The following is a 16,346-nucleotide window of genomic DNA, read 5'->3' on the forward strand; positions in this document are numbered from 1 at the left end:
TATCGTCTCCCTATTATCTTGTCAGTTCAGGCGGCCGAGGATCGCCACGGCGGCGACGCTGTTGAACGGCGCACCGCCCAGATTGTGCGTCAGGCCGAAGTCGACCTTGCCGCGCTGGCGCTCGCCCGCCCGGCCCTGAAGCTGGTTGTAGACCTCGTAGGCCATGCGCAGGCCCGAGGCGCCGACCGGGTGGCCGAAACACTTGAGCCCGCCGTCGAGCTGGCACGGGATCGCGCCGTCGCGGTCGTACCGGCCATCGAGGATGTCGGCAGGCGCGCGGCCCTCGTCCGACAGGCCGAGGTCTTCCATGATGACCAGTTCGGTGATCGAGAAGCAGTCGTGCACCTCGGTCATGTCGATGCTCTGCTTCGGATCGTGGATGCCCGCCTCGGCATAGGCCTTGCCAGCCGCGACGCGGGTATTGGGCACATGCGCGCCGTCCCATTCGCCGTACTGCATCTCCCAGCCGTTGCTGGCGCTCAGCTGGATCGCCTTGATCGTGACGGGGTTCGCCTTGCCCAGCCCGCGCGCGATGTCGGGCGTGGTGACGATGGCGCAGGCCGCGCCGTCCGACACGCCGCAGCAATCGAACAGGCCGAGCGGATCGGCGATCATCGGCGCGTTCAGGATCTTGTCCATCTCCACCGCCTTGCGCATGTGCGCTTTGGGGCTGTGGACGCCGTTCTGGTGGCTCTTCCACGAGACATGCGCCATCGCCCGCTTGAGGTCGCCCGCGTCGATCCCGTGCCGCGCGGCATAAGCTCCTGCCAGCTGCGCGAACGTGCCCGGCGCGGAGCCATAAGGCATCCACAAGTCGTTCTGCACGCCCTTGGTCTTGAGCGGCAAGCCGCCGTAGCCGGTGTCCTTGAGCTTCTCCACGCCGATGGCCAGCGCGATGTCCACCGCGCCCGAAGCCACGGCATAAGCCGCGCCGCGCAGCGCCTCGGTCCCGGTGGCACACATGTTCTCCACCCGCGTCACCGGCACCCGCTGCAGGCGCAGAGCATGGGCGGCGGGCAGCGCGGAATTGCCGACGTTGATGTCGTCAAGCGCATTGCCGACCCACGCCGCCTCGATCTGCTCGCGCGCGATACCGGCATCCGCCAGCGCCTCGCCGAACGCCTCGACCATCAGACCGTCGGCGCCGAGGTCCCAGCGTTCGCCGAAGCGGCTGCAACCCATGCCGACTATGGCGACCTTGTCCCTGAATCCGCTCGCCATCAGGCGTCTCCCAACGTCGGGCGCGCGAGCGGCGCCGCTTTCCAGAAATAGGTGCGGGTGCCCAGCTCGCGGTTCTGCGACTTGATGCGCAGCCGCATGCGGACGCGGTCCCCCACCGCAAAGCCCTGCTCGGGCCGGTCGACCATCTCCATCAGCACCCGCGCGCCGTTGTCGAACTGGACGAGACCAAAGTCGAACGGCGGATCGGGGGTGAAGTTCAGCCGGTCCGCCGTGATCGAGACGATCTTCGCCTCCAGATCGGCAAGGCGCACGTCCTCCAGCATTTCGGGCTCGGACAGAGCCGGGTTGACCGGATAGGCGCTCTTGGGGAACTGGACGTTGCCCCCACTGTCGCGCCCGCCGATGAAGCCGATGGTGTCGCGGCCGACGCGCTCCAGCACGGTGGCCTGCGATTTCTGCTGGAATTCCGCGCGCATCCCCCAGTCGAGCGACAGCGCGCCCGAAAGATTGAGGAAGCGCGTGGGCGAAGTCAGGCGGAAGCCCTGCGCGAGAACCTCGGCGAACCCGGCCACGCCCTCGACTTCGCCGGTAACCTCGAAGACCAGAGCATCGACGCCACTGCCGAACCCGACGACCAGCACGTAGTCACCTACCGCCGCCGCCGCGAGCGCCAGGCCGAGGCCGTAGAGCGGCATCGCCGTGCCCAGATCGCCCGCCGCATCGGAAACCGATTGACAATGATTGGGCGCAGCGACCTTCAACTGGCGCGCCGCAGCGGCCCATGTCCCGCCGACCGGCTCGGCCACCGCGACATGCGTCAGATGTCCCGGCTCGATCCCCGCTTCCTCGCAGGCGTCGCGGATGGCGGGGACGATCAGTTCGGCCACCGCCACGTCGCGCACGAAGCGTTCCTCGTAAACGTAAGGCGTGGGGTGATCCTGCGAGGCGTAGCGATCGACCAGATCGTGCGTCACGCTGGCGAAACCCGCCAGCCGCGCGCCGCCACCCTCGCCGATGCGCACCGCGGCGGCGCCGTCGCCATAGGCCAGCTGCGCCGCGCTGCCCGCCTGCGTCAGCCGCTTTTCCGATGCGACGACGATCTGGTCGCCCGTACCCAGCAGCGCATCGAGCATGGCAGTCGTGGCGGCGCGGCGCGAATTGCCGAAGTCCACGGTGCGCACCGTGCGCGGCAGGGCCAGCGCATCGAGCGCGATCGCGCTTTGCGAACGCTCCGTATAATAGGCCGAGGTCGAGGCGATCCGCAGACTTTCGGGCGCGGTCTGCACCAGCCCCCGCGCCGCTTCTACAGCCATCGTCAGGCTGTCCTCGTCCCAGCCCGCCAGCGCGCGGAAACCGCCACGCGGCATGCCGAGGCCGCTCCAGGAATATTCGCGGGCGATCGCCTTGCGGTCGACGCGCAGCGCGGGCAAGTATGCACCCATCGCGGTTATACCGATCTGCACCCTATCCTCCGCAAGATCATTTTTCAGGTCCGCCGCTGCTTGGCGGCGGCATATCGTCGCAGCCTTCTTGACAGCGCCGAATCATTTTGTAAACAGGTTCACAATTAGTGGCAAGGGTGATTTGGCACCCCCTCGGGGCAGCCTCCGGCCAAGGGAGCAGGACTTGGATATTTTCAGACAGGATGCACTGGCCGGGAAGGCCATTCTAGTGACGGGTGGCGGCAGCGGCCTTGGCCGGGAGATCGCCCGCAGCCTCAGCGCGCGCGGCGCAGTGGTGCATATCTGCGGCCGCCGCCAGGCGCTGCTGGACGAAACGGCCGCCGAAATTTCGGCGGCGACCGGCGGCGCGGTCCATGCTCACGCCTGCGACATCCGAGATGCCGATGCGGTGGACGCGATGGTCGAGGCGATCTGGCAGACGGGCCCGCTTTCCGGCCTGTTCAACAACGCCGCCGCCAACTTCATCGCACCGACCAAGGACCTGAGCGCCCGGGGCTTCCGCGCGGTGACCTCGACAGTGATCGACGGCACGTTCTACACCACGCTGTCGTGCGGCAAGCGCTGGATTCGCGACGGGATCGCAGGCGCGGTCGTCTCCAACCTGACGACCTGGGTATGGACCGGATCGGCCTTCGTGGTGCCGTCCGCCATGGGCAAGACCGCGATCGACGCGATGACCAAGTCGCTGGCGGTGGAATGGGGCCCTTACGGCATCCGCCTCAACGCCGTGGCCCCCGGCCCCTTCCCCACCGAAGGCGCCTGGGAAAAGCTGAACCCGATCCCGGACACGCAAAGCTCGGCCACCAATTGCGAGACGGTGCCGCTGCGCCGCTTCGGTGACATGCCCGAACTGTGCAACCTGATTACCTTCCTGTTGTCGGATGGGTGCAATTACCTGACGGGGCAGACCATCGCGATCGACGGCGCGCAGCATCTCGCCGGTCCCGGCACGTTCGCCGATCTCACCAACCTGACCGGCGAGCAGTGGGACGCAGCGCGCGCCGCGATCGCAGGTTCGGTCGCCAAGGAAAAAGCCCAACGGGGGAGCAACTGAGCCATGATCGAAAGATCCCTCTTCCAGCCCGAACACGAAATGTGGCGCGACACTGTCCGCAAGTTCATCGAGAAGGAAATCGTCCCCTTCCACGACCAGTGGGAAAAGGACGGCATCGTCCCGCGCGAGGTATGGCTCAAGGCCGGTGAGGCCGGGATGCTGTGCTGCACGGTTCCCGAGGAATACGGCGGCATCGGCGCGGATTATCTCTACGACGTCATCGTCTTCGAGGAATTGTGGCGCGCGGGCACGAGCGGCCCGGGCTTCCTGATCCACACCGACCTCGTCGCCTCCTACATCCTCGCCTTCGGGACCGAGGAGCAGAAGCGCCAGTGGCTTCCCAAGATGGTCAGCGGCGAGGCGATCGGCTCGCTCGGCATGACCGAGCCGCACGCGGGCAGCGATCTCAAGGCGATCCGCACCCGCGCCGAGCGCGACGGCGACGATTTCGTCATCAACGGGCAGAAGGTGTTCATCTCGAACGGCCAGCTCTGCGACGTGATCGTGCTGGCCACCAAGACCGACAGCGCCGCCGGGGCCAAGGGCACCTCGCTGTTCCTCGTCGATGCCAGCCTCCCCGGTTTCAACCGAGGGCAGAACCTCGACAAGCTCGGCATGAAGGCGCAGGACACCTCGGAACTGTTCTTCGACAACCTGCGCGTGCCTGCCAGCGCAATGCTGGGCGAGGAAGGTCAGGGCTTCGCGCTGATGATGACGAAGCTGTCGCAGGAACGGCTCGCCCAGGCGATCCGCTCGGCGACCGTGACCGAAACCGTCATCGAATGGACGGTGGACTATACCGCCGAGCGCAAGGCCTTCGGCCAGACCATCGGGGATTTCCAGAACACCCAGTTCGTGCTGGCCGACCTCAAGGCACGCGCGGTGATGGCGCGGGTCTTCACCGACAAGTGCATCGACCTGTTCATGAAGGGCGAGCTTGATCCGGTCGATGCCGCGATGGCCAAGATGACCACCTCGGAACTGCACTGCGAAACGGTCGACAAGTGCCTGCAATTGTTCGGCGGCTGGGGCTACATGTGGGAGTATCCGATCTGCCGCGCCTATGCGGACGCGCGCATCGTCAAGATCGCCGGCGGGTCCATCGAGATCATGAAGACCATCATCGCGCGTGAGATGTTCAAGGGCAAGCTGACGCGCAAAGGGTAATGGAAACACGCTTACCTCTTGATGCACGCGCGATTGCCGATAGTGCGGAGGTTTCAACCTCCGAAGGAAAGAGCGTGCCCAAGAATCTGGATTCCAATTTGCGCTTCGGCTTTTTGATCCACGACGTGTCGCGCATGCGCCGCATCGTCGTGGACCGGGCCCTCAAGCCCCTCGGCATCACGCGTTCGCAGTGGTGGGTGCTGGCCTTCCTGTCGCGCCGCGACGGAATGACCCAGACCGCCCTCGCCGCCGACCTCGATCTCACCAAGGTGGCGATCGGTGGACTGGTCGATCGCATGGAAGCCGGTGGCTTCGTGGAACGCCGGGCGGATGAACGCGATGCCCGCGCCCGTCGCATCTACCTGACCAAGGCTGGCCAGAAGCTGGTCGCCGCGATCAGGGAAGCGGTTGATGCGGTGGAAGCCGACATCATGAGCGTGGTGGAAGACGAAGAACTCGAGGGCGCCAGCGGCGTACTCCTCAAGGTCAAGACAAGACTGATCGAACTCATCGGCAGCGATGCCGAAGGGGCCGGCGACATAGAAATGTAGCCGGTCATGAACAAACGGAGGTTGTTGTGAAAGGTTTGGAAGGCAAGGTCGCCATCGTCACCGGCGGCGGACAGGGCATCGGGCGCGCGCTCGTTCTCAGGCTCGCGGCGGAGGGGTGCAAGGTCGCCATCTTCGATCTCAGCCCCGAGGCGGGGGAAGAGACCGCCAAGCTCGCCGGAGACGCCGTGGTGCAGACCTGGCAGGTCGATGTGAGCGACTTCGAGGCCGTTCAGGCTGCGGTAGGTGCCGTTGAGGACACTCTTGGTCCCGTCTGGGCGCTGGTCAACAACGCCGGATGGGACAAGCCGATGCCCTTCCTCACGACCACCCCGGAGTTCTGGGACAAGGTCATCTCGATCAACCTCAAGGGCAATCTCAACACCCATTTCGCGGTCGCGGGCCGGATGGCGCAGCGCGGCGGCGGGCGGATCATCAACATCGCCTCGGACGCGGCGCGCGTCGGCACCAGCAACGAGGCGGTCTATTCGGCCTGCAAGGGCGGCCTCATCAGCTTCACCAAGTCGATCGCCCGCGAACTGGCGCGCAAGAACGTGCTCGCCAACTGCGTCTGCCCCGGCCCCACGAACACGCCGATGATGGCCAGCGTGCTGGGCGAAGGCGCCGACGCGGAGAAGTGGAAGGACGCGATGGTGCGCGGTATCCCCTTGAAGCGCATGGGAGAACCCGAGGACTACGCCGGCATCGTGGCAATGCTCGCGTCGGACGACGGCGCCTATATCACCGGGCAGGCCATTTCCGTCTCCGGCGGCATGAACATGGTCTGATCCGGCTATGTCGGATCAGGACAATACCCCGCCGCCGATCCCGGGAAACTGGGAAACCGGCATCGTTACCCGCACGGGAGCGTGGACGGTCGGCCAGATCTGGGTCGATTGGGAAGCGAAGCGCTACTGCCTGAAAGTCTCGGAAGATCACTGCAACGGCGTCGGCGGCATGCACGGCGGCGCCATGGCGACTTTCCTCGACGGGCAGGCCTTCGTCTACCAGGACCGCGAAGCCGCCGATCCCCATACGCCGACAATATCCTTGCAGGTCAATTACCTGGCTCCGCCCGTCGCGGGCGACTGGCTGGTGGCGGAGGTCGTGCTGGTGAAAACCACGCGCACGATGATCTTCACCCAGGCGATCGCCACCGTCGGAGAGCGGGTGATGGCCAGCTCCCACGCGATCTACAAGAACAACGCAGGAAAGGACTCGCTATGAGCGAAGCACCCCAGTTCGAGCACGTGATCTACGAAGTAAAGGGCCGCGCGGCCTGGATCACGATCAACCGCCCCAAGCTCTACAACGCCTTCAACGCCCAGACGATCGAGGAGCTGATCGCCTCGTTCAAGCTGGCCGCCGACGATCGCGGCGTCAGCTCGGTCGTGCTCACCGGCGCGGGCGACAAGGCCTTCTGCACCGGCGGCGACCAGTCGGCCCACGAAGGCCAGTACGACGGGCGCGGCATCGTCGGCCTGCCGATCGACGAACTGCAGTCGATCATCCGCGACATTCCCAAGCCCGTGATTGCCCGCATCAACGGCTTCGCGATCGGCGGCGGCAACGTCTTCGCGACGCTGTGCGACCTCTCGATCATGTCGGAATCGGCGAAGCTCGGGCAGGTCGGCCCCAAGGTCGGCTCGGTCGATGCAGGCTGGGGCACCGCCCTGCTCGCCCGCCACGTCGGCGACAAGAAGGCGCGCGAAATCTGGTTCCTCAACCTCCAGTATACGGCGGCAGAGGCGCTCGAGATGGGCCTCGTCAACAAGATCGTCCCGCACGACCAGCTCGATGCGGCGGTGACCGAGTGGACCGACATCCTCGCCCAGCGTTCGCCCACCGCGCTGGCGCTCGCCAAACGCAGCTTCAATGCCGACAGCGACAACATCCGCGGCATCTCGATGCTGGCGCTAAATGCGGTGAAGCTGTTCTACGACACCGACGAGTCCAAGGAAGGCGTCCGCGCCTTCACCGAGAAGCGCGCGCCCGACTTCCACAAGTACGTGAAGTGACGGAATAGCAGATAGCAAATCAGCAGGGTCGGCCCGTGGCACCACGACGCATCACCGCAGACGATCTGGCCGCAGTCCTGCCGCCCGGTGGGCTGACGCTGGTTTCGTCGTGCAGCGCGGAATCGGACCTGCTGGCCGATATGGTCGCCGGGGGGGGAGATACCCTGGCGGCCATGCGGTTCTCGGGAATTTTCGTACCCGGCCTCAACCGCCGGACATGGTCGGGAAGCAGCCTGAGCCGCGTGCTGACGTTCTTCCAGACGCCGCAGCTCAGGGCGGAACCCGAGCGGGTCGATTTCAGGCCGCTGTGCTACGGGCAGATATCCGCGCTCTATGCGGCCGAGCCGCCAAGCGCCGTGCTGTTCATGTGCAGCCCGCCCGATGAAAACGGAATGTGCTCGTTCGGGCCGGAAACAGCGTTCATTCCCGATTTCTGGCGATCCGCCGGAACGCGGATCGCGCATATCAACCCCGCCATGCCGCGCACGGCAGGCGATCCGGGTATTCCCTTCGGCGAACTGACCGCTTTCATCGAGCAGGATCAGGTATTGAAAGGCACGCCCACCGATCTTCCGGACCCTGTTTCGCGCGCGATCGCGGAACATGCGGCCCGGTTCATAGAAGACGGCGCCACGCTGCAGACCGGCCTCGGCAAAGTGCCCGACGCCGTCCTCGATGCCCTGCATGACCGCCGCGACCTGCGCCTTCATACCGGCCTCGTCGGCGACGGCGGGCTGCGGCTGGTGCGATCGGGGGCCATGGCCCCGGGTTCGAGCGCCCTCGTCGGCGTCGCGATCGGATCGCCCGAACTCTACGCCGGGCTGGATGATCCCCATTTCCAGTTCCGGCCGGTATCGGTGACGCATGATCCGCGCATCGCGGGAGCCGCCGGACACTTCGTCACGGTGAATTCCGCGCTGGAGGTCGATCTGTTCGGCCAAGTCTATTCCGAGGTCGGCCCCAAAGGCGCCATGTCCGGACCGGGAGGCGCCAGCGACTTTGCCGCCGCCGCCCGCCTGTCGCCGCGCGGGCTGCGCCTGATCTGCCTTCCCGCCGACGCGGCGAAAGGCACGTTGTCGCGGATCATCGACCCTGCCTCTGCACGCGGCCCGGCATCGCTGAGCCGGCTCGATACCGATGTAGTCGTCACCGAACATGGTGCCGCCGACCTGCGGGGCAAGAGCCATGATGACCGCGCCGAAGCCCTGATACGTATAGCCGCCCCCCAATTCCGCGATGTCCTGGCAGAAAGCTGGCGTGCGGTTTCGGATCGGCTCTGAGAACACAAGAGAGGATTATATGGCCAAGACCATCATCAGCTGCGCCGTGACCGGTTCGATCCACACGCCGTCGATGTCGCCGCATCTGCCGGTGACGGCCGACGAGATCGCGCAGAGTGCGCTTGAGGCGGCAGAGGCAGGCGCCGCGATCGTCCACCTGCACGCGCGCGATCCCGAAACCGGCAAGCCGGTGCATGAACCGGAAGACTTCGCGCCGTTCCTCAAGGTCATCAAGCAGGCGAGCGACGTGGTAGTGAACATCACCACCGGCGCCTCGCCCTACATGCCCGTCGAATATCGCGTGAAACCCGCCGAGACGTGGCAACCCGAAGTGGCCAGCCTCAACATGGGGAGCATGAACTTCGGTCTGTTCCCGATGCTGAAGAAGGACCGGGAGTGGAAGCACGCCTGGGAGCCCGAAATGCTGGAGGCCAGCCATGATCTGGTGTTCCGCAACAGCTTCAAGGACATCCGCTATGCGCTGGAAACGCTGAACAAGACCGGCACCCGCTATGAGTTCGAGTGCTACGACACGGCGCACCTCTACAACCTGCACTACTTCTGGAAGGAGGGCTTGGTCGAAGGCCCGCTGTTCATCCAGACCTGCTTCGGCCTCCTCGGCGGCATCGGCGCGCATCCGGAAGACGTGATGCACATGAAGCGCACCGCCGACCGCCTGTTCGGCGACAACTACCGCTGGTCGGTGCTGGCGGCAGGCGCGAACCAGATGCCGGTGGCGGCGATGGCGGCCAGCATGGGCGGGCACGTCCGCGTGGGGCTGGAGGACTCGCTGTGGATCGGCAAGGGCCAGCTCGCCACCAGCAACGCGCAGCAGGTGACGAAAGTGCGCCAGATCATCGAGGGCCTTGGCGGCGAGATCGCCACCCCTGCCGAAGCGCGCGAAATCCTCGGCCTCAAGGGTGGCGACAAGGTCGCCTTCTGACCCTGCTTCTCGCAATGCCGCAAGCCGGCGCAGGAGAATTCATGACATTGCCCCTCCCCGATCTCACCCAGTTCCGTGTCGAGCGACAGGACAACGGCCTGATCCATCTCGTCTTCGACTGCCCCGACAGATCGATGAACGTCTTTTCCAACAAGGCGATCCATGAACTGGGCGCCTTCGCCGAATGGCTGCACCGCGCCGACGACGTTCGCGGCGTGGTCGTCCGTTCCGGCAAGGCCAACGGCTTCTGCGCGGGCGCGGACCTGACGGAACTGGGCGTCGCCTACGAGATGATCGTCGCCGCGCCCAGGGCCGACCGTTTCGATATCGCCTTCGACCACTTCTTCCCCCTCAGCCATGCGATCCGCCGTCTGGAGACCGCAGGAAAGCCGATTGCCGCCGCCGTCGCTGGTGTCGCGCTAGGGGGCGGATGCGAACTTGCTCTCGGCGCCCACTACCGTGTCCTGACCCGTTCCCGCCGTGCGATGCTGGGCCTGCCTGAATATGCCGTGGGGTTGCTTCCCGGCGCCGGTGGAACCCAGCGCATGCCGCGCCTCGTCGGCGTCGAGGCCGGGCTGGAAGTCCTGCTTCTCGGCCGTACCTACCAGGGCGAAGATGCCGTGGCTGCCGGCCTTGCCGGCGAGGTCGTGGATGAAGGCGACGAGATCGCCGCCGCCGAACGCTGGCTGCTGTCCAAGGCGGCCCACTGCGTGCAGCCCTGGGACCGCACTGACAGTGCTCCTTTGCCGCATGCCGAGATTTCCGGCGCCATCGAGCGCCATCGCGAACGCGAACTGGCAAGGATGCTCGGCCATGAACCAGCCCCTCTCGCCATTCTCGACTGCGTGGAGTTCGGCATCATCCAGCCGATCGATGGCGCCATCCGCGCGGAAATGTCCGTGTTTTCGGCTCTGATCCAGCGCCCCGAACCCCGCAACATGATCCGTACGATGTTCCTCGGCAAGCAGGCCTATGACAAGGCGGCAAAGGACGGCTCCCTGCCGGACAGCATCGAAGCCGCGCGGGAGGCGATCTCCACGAAAGTATCGCAGGCGTCTTCGCAATGCCCCGAATTGGCCAGCGCCCTGTTCGGAGCCCCTACCCCCGGATCTGCACCGGTCCAGCGGAGGGTCGGTACGGACTTCTGGCTTCGCGGTCGTCCGGCGGCGATGGCAGCTCTGAAGGAACTGTCACAGGACTGCAGCAGCATAGTCGCCGACATGGACGACATCACCCGCCTGCAACTCGATCACGCACTTGCTCGCACGCTTGTTGTGCCTGCCTATATCGGCGGCCTCGCTGGCATGGCCGAACTGGTCTAGGACGTCCTCTTGCGGGAGAGTTTAGAACTCTCCCGCAAGAATTGTATCAGGAAATCAGCAGCATAGGCACCTCGATCGCCTCACGAAACGCGGCCATGAATTGCGCGGCCAAGGCGCCGTCGATCGCGCGATGGTCGAAGCTGCCGGTCGCGGCCATGATCGTGGCCAGCGCAATATCGCCGTCGACTTTCCACGGCTGTTCCACCCCTGCCCCGATACCCAGGATCATGGCTTGCGGCGAATTGATGACCGGCACCATCTCATCGATGCCGAACATCCCCAGATTCGAGATGGTCGCGGTCCCGCCCTCGTAGTCGCCGGGCGTCAGGCGGCCTTCCCTCGCCTTCGCCGCAAGCGACCGGCCCGCTTCGGAAACAGCGCCAAGGGAAAGGGCCGCCACATCCCGGATGACCGGTGTGACGAGGCCGCCGTCGATGGCCACCGCCATGGCGATGTCGACGCGTTCGAAGCGATGAATCCGGTCCCCGGCGAACTGCACATTGGCTTCTGGAACCTGCTCCAATGCCCACGCCATCGCCTTGATAACACAGTCATTTACTGAAACGCGGGCACCGCGATGCGAGACGGCACCGTTCAATTCCCGGCGCAGTTCGAGCAATCCGTCAAGACGGCAGCGGGCGGTGAGATAGAAGTGCGGGACGGTCTGCTTGCTCTCGGTCAGGCGCCGGGCGATGGTCCTGCGCATAGTGGACAGGCTCTCGCTGCGCATCGGTATTCCCTGAGGCGCGGGCAGCGGCCGATCTTCCGCCGGGATCAGGGCAACCGATGCCGCCGTCGCAAGTCCCAGATCTGCCGCCATTATCCTGCCGCGCGACCCCGAGCCCGCGATCGAGTCCAACCCGATGCCGCGTGCCGTGGCAAGGCGCCGGGCGAGCGATGTCGAACTGACATCCGGGGCTGAAACGGGCAATGTCTGAATCGGCTCGGCGTAGGTTTCGGCAGCAGCGAGAGGGACAGGATCGGTGTCCTCACCGGCACTCAACAGTGCCACAACGGCACCTACGGGTACATCAACGCTACCTGCAGGCACCACCAGACGCGCTATGCGGCCATCTTCGGCGGCTTCCATTTCCATGGTCGCCTTGTCGGTTTCGATCTCGGCGATCAGGTCGCCCGCCTTGACGGTATCACCCGTGCCGACCAGCCAGCGGGCAAGCGTCCCCTTCTCCATCGTCGGGGACAGCGCCGGCATTTTGAGTTCAATGGCCATTTCAGTTTCTCCGGAAACAGTTGCGTCGCTGCATTGGCGGTGGCGTCGGCATCGAAGCGCAACTGGCCCGATGCCCGCCAATCTTCAGCCCAGGGCCGCGCGCATCTCGGTGATCGTAGCGGTCATCATCGTCATCCCGATTGCTGCGAAAAGGAGCGCTTCAGAACCCCACTTTATCCCCGCCCTTGAGGCCGAGGATTTCGCGCGCTTCGGCAGGGGTGGCGATCTCGCCGCCGAGGCCCTCGATGATCTGGCGCACTTTCGTCACCTGCTGCGCGTTGCTGGTCGCAAGCTGGCCCTTGCCGATCCACAGCGAGTCCTCCAGCCCCACGCGGACGTGCCCGCCCATGCTGGCCGCCATCGCCGCCACCGGCATCTGGTTCGCGCCTGCCGCCAGCACCGACCAGCGGTAGTTGTCGCCGAACAGGCGGTCGGCGGTGCGCTTCATGTGCATCACGTCCTCCGGGTGGGCGCCAATGCCGCCGAGGAGGCCGAAGCAGGTCTGGATGAACAGCGGCCCTTCGACCAAGCCCTCCTTCCAGAAGTAGTGCAGGTTGTAGAGGTGCGCCGTGTCGTAGCATTCGAACTCGTAGCGGGTGCCGGTCTTATTCAGCGTTTCAAGGGCATAGCGGATATCTTTGAAGCTGTTGCGGAAGACGAGGTCGTGGCTGGCCTCCAGCATCTCCGGCTCCCAGGCGTGCTTCCACTCCCGGTCCTTTTTGAGCATCGGGAACAGCCCGAAGTTCATGCTGCCCATGTTGAGGCTGGCCACTTCGGGTTGCCACGTCTTGGCGGGTTTCACGCGGTACTCGACCGGCATGTAGGGCGAGGCGCCGGTGGTGATGTTGACCACCACGTCGCTCGCCTGCTTGATCACCTTGAGGAACGGCGCGAAGTCTTCCGGTTCATGCACCGGCTTGCCGGTTTCGGGATCGCGCGCGTGGAGATGGACGATCGCCGCCCCGGCCTCTGCCGCTTCCAGAGCGCTCTGCGCGATCTCGTCGGCCGTCACCGGCAGATGCGGCGACATCGACGGCGTGTGGATCGAGCCCGTCACGGCGCAGCTGATGATGGTCTTGGACTTCGGCATCTCGCCCTCCGTTTTTCGCTGCCGATCTCTGCCGAGGCATTCGTTGTGAACGTCGATGTGGTTTAAACTGTCCAAACGGTCAATATGATTCTTACCGCGGAGCGCGACCGGACACAGAGATCGCAGGCAAAGTCGTCAAAATTGGCGAATCCAGCTCGCGCCTTTACTCCCCGTCACGAATTATCTGACCATATGACTAATAGCCAGCCCAGCAAAAACGGCACAGGAATGCCGGAAGGTAGGCACCAACCGCATCGGTCATGCTCACCATAACTCCGATATTTATCTATGAATTACAGTATATAAATCGATCATCACGCCCAACTTCAAAGCCTTTGGCAACCTGCAGATCAGCAGCAGATCACAAGTTCGAATAATGGCTTGACGCGCCAAATGCGCTCATTAGAATTCCAATTGGTCAGGTTAAGCAAATGCAACCGGCGAGCGCAAAGCGCCGCACCATGGGGAGGATAATCGATGAAAATGCATGCACGCGCTGTGCTTTTTGCAGGCGGATCGCTGCTGTCGCTGGGGCTTTCCGCGACGTATGCGAACGCGCAGACCGCTGAAGCCACACCGCCACCCTCGTCCGCCAGCACGAACGAGATCGTCGTCACCGCCAACAAGCGCGAACAGAACCTCAGCGAAGTCGGCTCGTCCGTCAGCGCGGTCAGCGGCGAGGCGCTGAAGGTCCAGAACATCTCCAACATCGCGGACCTGGCGAAAGTGACGCCGGGCCTCACTTTCGCGCCGACGCCGAACGCCACGCCGGTCTACACGATCCGCGGCGTCGGCTTCTACGACAGTTCGCTGGCGTCCTACCCCGACGTCGCCGTCTACATGGACCAGTTCCCGCTGGCGCTGCCGGTGATGTCCGCGCAGACCGGTTTCGACCTCCAGCGCGTCGAAGTGCTGAAGGGTCCGCAGGGCACCCTGTTCGGCAACAACGCCACCGGCGGCGCGATCAACTTCGTCGCCAACACGCCCACGCCGACGCTGGAGGGCGGCGCGACCTTCAGCTACGGCCGCTTCAACACGATCGAGGCCAACGGCTTCATCAGCGGCCCGATCACCGATACCCTGGGCGGACGCATCGCGGTGAAGGCGGTCAACGGCGATCCCTGGCAGAAGAGCTATACCCGCGACGATCGCAACGGCCGCGCCGATACGATCGCCGGGCGCATGATCCTCGAATTCGAGCCGAGCAGCGACTTCAAGGCCTCGCTCAACCTCAACGGCTGGCGCGACCAGAGCGAGCCGCAGGCCCCGCAGCGCATCGCCTTCGTGCCGCAGAACGACGTGTCCGGCGCCCCCGCCATCGCGCCGTTCACCTATGCCGACGGCCCCGTGCCCTATCCGCAGGCGACCTACCCCAACGCACCGCGCAATGCCCGCGCCGCCGACTGGTCCACCGACTATCGCCCGCGGCAGGACAACCGCATGCTGCAGGGCCTGTTCCGCATGGACTACGACTTCAGCGGCATCACCGTCACGTCGCTGACCGGCTACACCGACCTCAAGTTCGACAACACCACCGAAGGCGGCGGCACCGCGCTGCGCGACCTCGACTTGCGCAGCGACAGCGGCCACATCAAGAGCTTCACGCAGGAAGTGCGCATCGCCAACGATTCCCACAACGCGCTGCGCTGGGTGGTGGGCGCGAACTACGAGCGCACCAAGGTCAACGAAGTCACCTGGCTGACCTACACCGACACCAGTTCCACGTACGTCAACGGCATCGTCGGCAGCACGTATGAAACCCGCCAGAAGATGACGAACTACGCCGCCTTCGGAAACCTGGAGTTCGACGTGAACGACCAGATCACGCTCAAGGCCGGCATCCGCCAGACCCGTGCCAAGCGCGATGCCTATGCCTTCAACGGCGATCTGCCGCAGTTCCCGATCCTGCCGACCGACACCACTTTCGGCGGCACTCCGGGCGTCACGCTGACCGACTTCTTCAACGCGGTGTACGGCTCGCTCGGCCCGCTCTACGGCGGCCCGGGCTACCAGATCCCGACGATCGCACCGGGCGGCTCGATCATCCTCGACACGCGCGGGCTGGTGCTGGGCGATCCTTCGGCGAACGATCCGGTCGATCCCGATACTTTCCTGACCGCCACCACCGTCAACACCCGCATCCGCGAGAACAGCACTTCGTGGATGGTCGGCGCGGACTTCAAGCCGGTGGACGGCCTGCTGCTCTACGCCAACGTCTCGAAGGGCTACAAGGCGGGCAGCTTCCCGCACTTGTCGGGCGCGATCTTCGATGCCTATGCGCCGGTGAAGCAGGAATCGATCATGGCCTACGAAGCGGGCTTCAAGGCCCAGTTGATGGATCGCCTGCTCACCATCAACGGCGCCGCGTTCTACTACGACTACAAGAACAAGCAGACCCGCGCGAAGTTCGTCGATCCGATCTTCGGCGCGCTCGACAAGCTGCTGAACGTGCCCAAGTCCACCATCAAGGGCGCCGAACTCGAAGTCACCGCGCGCCCGATGCAGGGCCTGTCGCTCAGCGCCTCGGTGACGTACCTCGACGCCAAGGTGGACAAGTACCTCGGCGCCGTGGGCCAGACGGCGGTAAGCGGCGTGCTGGTGCCGGTGAACGCCTCGTTCAAGGGCGTCGACCTGCCGTTCTCGCCCAAGTGGCAGTACTCGCTGCGGGCGGACTACACGTTCCCGGTCAGCTCGGCGCTGGACGGCTTCGTGGGTGCGGGCCTCAACGGGCAGAGCAGTTCGGTGTCGGCGCTGGTCGTGCCGGGTTCGGCCACCTTCGGGGCGACCTCGGACCTCTACGACATCAAGGCCTATACGCTGGTCAACGCCAACCTCGGCATCCGTTCCTCGGACGGCAAGTGGACAGCGTCGGTCTGGGGCAAGAACATCTTCAACACCTATTACTGGAGCAACGCCACGCAGGCCTACGACACCTTCGTGCGCTACACCGGCCGTCCGGCGGAATACGGCATCACGGTCGGCATGAACTTCTGAAGAAGCAACCTACCCTCCTGAAAGGCCCGGAAACCGCGAGGTTTCCGGGCCACT

Annotated in this window: 14 protein-coding genes; 10 read left to right on the plus strand and 4 right to left on the minus strand. The window is 65.0% G+C overall.

What is annotated here, in order from left to right; translation table 11 throughout:
* Positions 1-21: 21 nt before the first annotated feature.
* The gene (locus PKE80_RS04605) at positions 22-1,221 is read right to left on the minus strand and encodes an acetyl-CoA acetyltransferase (protein ID WP_271181491.1); all 1,200 of its coding nucleotides are present in this window, start codon (positions 1,219-1,221) and stop codon (positions 22-24) included.
* Complete coding sequence (locus PKE80_RS04610; protein WP_271181492.1) at positions 1,221-2,624, minus strand: OB-fold domain-containing protein; 1,404 nt, start codon at positions 2,622-2,624, stop codon at positions 1,221-1,223. The genes PKE80_RS04605 and PKE80_RS04610 overlap by 1 nt, the downstream gene beginning before the upstream one ends.
* Before the next feature lie 184 nt (positions 2,625-2,808).
* On the opposite strand from PKE80_RS04610, the gene PKE80_RS04615 reads away from it, so the two are divergent.
* The 9 genes from PKE80_RS04615 to PKE80_RS04655 all read left to right on the plus strand — a co-directional run bounded on the left by PKE80_RS04615 (position 2,809) and on the right by PKE80_RS04655 (position 10,977).
* Positions 2,809-3,699 (plus strand): SDR family oxidoreductase, encoded by an 891-nt coding sequence (locus tag PKE80_RS04615; protein WP_271181493.1) that lies wholly within the window; start codon positions 2,809-2,811, stop codon positions 3,697-3,699.
* Positions 3,700-3,702: 3 nt separating this feature from the next.
* Positions 3,703-4,866, plus strand: coding sequence for an acyl-CoA dehydrogenase family protein (locus tag PKE80_RS04620; RefSeq protein ID WP_271181494.1), 1,164 nt, complete (start codon positions 3,703-3,705; stop codon positions 4,864-4,866).
* Between the two features lie 74 nt (positions 4,867-4,940).
* Positions 4,941-5,417: a MarR family winged helix-turn-helix transcriptional regulator gene (locus tag PKE80_RS04625; RefSeq protein WP_271181495.1), complete on the plus strand. Its 477-nt coding sequence runs from the start codon at positions 4,941-4,943 to the stop codon at positions 5,415-5,417.
* Between the two features lie 26 nt (positions 5,418-5,443).
* On the plus strand, positions 5,444-6,202 hold the full coding sequence (locus PKE80_RS04630; RefSeq protein ID WP_271181496.1) for an SDR family NAD(P)-dependent oxidoreductase: 759 nt from the start codon (positions 5,444-5,446) through the stop codon (positions 6,200-6,202).
* 7 nt (positions 6,203-6,209) lie between these two features.
* Positions 6,210-6,641, plus strand: coding sequence for a PaaI family thioesterase (locus PKE80_RS04635; protein WP_271181497.1), 432 nt, complete (start codon positions 6,210-6,212; stop codon positions 6,639-6,641).
* Positions 6,638-7,432, plus strand: a complete 795-nt coding sequence (locus tag PKE80_RS04640) for an enoyl-CoA hydratase-related protein (RefSeq protein ID WP_271181498.1) — start codon at positions 6,638-6,640, stop codon at positions 7,430-7,432. The genes PKE80_RS04635 and PKE80_RS04640 overlap by 4 nt, the downstream gene beginning before the upstream one ends.
* 35 nt (positions 7,433-7,467) lie before the next feature.
* Positions 7,468-8,712 carry an acetyl-CoA hydrolase/transferase family protein gene (locus PKE80_RS04645; protein ID WP_271181499.1) on the plus strand — a complete coding sequence of 415 codons (1,245 nt, stop codon included), beginning with the start codon at positions 7,468-7,470 and terminating at the stop codon, positions 8,710-8,712.
* Between the two features lie 19 nt (positions 8,713-8,731).
* Positions 8,732-9,655: a 3,5-dioxohexanoate:acetyl-CoA acetone transferase gene (kce, locus tag PKE80_RS04650; RefSeq protein WP_271181500.1), complete on the plus strand. Its 924-nt coding sequence runs from the start codon at positions 8,732-8,734 to the stop codon at positions 9,653-9,655.
* Between the two features lie 41 nt (positions 9,656-9,696).
* Positions 9,697-10,977, plus strand: coding sequence for an enoyl-CoA hydratase-related protein (locus PKE80_RS04655; RefSeq protein ID WP_271181501.1), 1,281 nt, complete (start codon positions 9,697-9,699; stop codon positions 10,975-10,977).
* A 46-nt stretch (positions 10,978-11,023) separates the two neighbouring features.
* Here PKE80_RS04655 and PKE80_RS04660 read toward each other — a convergent pair whose 3' ends face one another.
* Complete coding sequence (locus tag PKE80_RS04660) at positions 11,024-12,208, minus strand: dihydrolipoamide acetyltransferase family protein (protein ID WP_271181502.1); 1,185 nt, start codon at positions 12,206-12,208, stop codon at positions 11,024-11,026.
* A 160-nt stretch (positions 12,209-12,368) separates the two neighbouring features.
* A complete protein-coding gene (gene kce / locus PKE80_RS04665; protein WP_271181503.1) occupies positions 12,369-13,298 on the minus strand; it encodes a 3,5-dioxohexanoate:acetyl-CoA acetone transferase in 930 nt (309 codons plus the stop codon).
* 477 nt (positions 13,299-13,775) lie between these two features.
* Here kce (PKE80_RS04665) and PKE80_RS04670 point away from each other — a divergent pair, with 477 nt between their 5' ends.
* On the plus strand, positions 13,776-16,292 hold the full coding sequence (locus PKE80_RS04670) for a TonB-dependent receptor (RefSeq protein WP_271181504.1): 2,517 nt from the start codon (positions 13,776-13,778) through the stop codon (positions 16,290-16,292).
* Positions 16,293-16,346: the final 54 nt, after the last annotated feature.

The organism is Novosphingobium resinovorum, assembly GCF_027922145.1.
Lineage (GTDB): Bacteria > Pseudomonadota > Alphaproteobacteria > Sphingomonadales > Sphingomonadaceae > Novosphingobium > Novosphingobium resinovorum.

Bases quoted from the DNA above. Each gene is read 5' to 3' on its own strand.
- PKE80_RS04605 (WP_271181491.1), bottom strand. From the start codon at position 1,221: ATGGCGAGCGGATTCAGGGACAAGGTCGCCATAGTCGGCATGGGTTGC.
- PKE80_RS04610 (WP_271181492.1), bottom strand. From the start codon at position 2,624: ATGGGTGCATACTTGCCCGCGCTGCGCGTCGACCGCAAGGCGATCGCC.
- PKE80_RS04620 (WP_271181494.1), top strand. From the start codon at position 3,703: ATGATCGAAAGATCCCTCTTCCAGCCCGAACACGAAATGTGGCGCGAC.
- PKE80_RS04635 (WP_271181497.1), top strand. From the start codon at position 6,210: ATGTCGGATCAGGACAATACCCCGCCGCCGATCCCGGGAAACTGGGAA.
- PKE80_RS04640 (WP_271181498.1), top strand. From the start codon at position 6,638: ATGAGCGAAGCACCCCAGTTCGAGCACGTGATCTACGAAGTAAAGGGC.
- kce (WP_271181500.1), top strand. From the start codon at position 8,732: ATGGCCAAGACCATCATCAGCTGCGCCGTGACCGGTTCGATCCACACG.
- PKE80_RS04655 (WP_271181501.1), top strand. From the start codon at position 9,697: ATGACATTGCCCCTCCCCGATCTCACCCAGTTCCGTGTCGAGCGACAG.
- PKE80_RS04660 (WP_271181502.1), bottom strand. From the start codon at position 12,208: ATGGCCATTGAACTCAAAATGCCGGCGCTGTCCCCGACGATGGAGAAG.
- kce (WP_271181503.1), bottom strand. From the start codon at position 13,298: ATGCCGAAGTCCAAGACCATCATCAGCTGCGCCGTGACGGGCTCGATC.
- PKE80_RS04670 (WP_271181504.1), top strand. From the start codon at position 13,776: ATGAAAATGCATGCACGCGCTGTGCTTTTTGCAGGCGGATCGCTGCTG.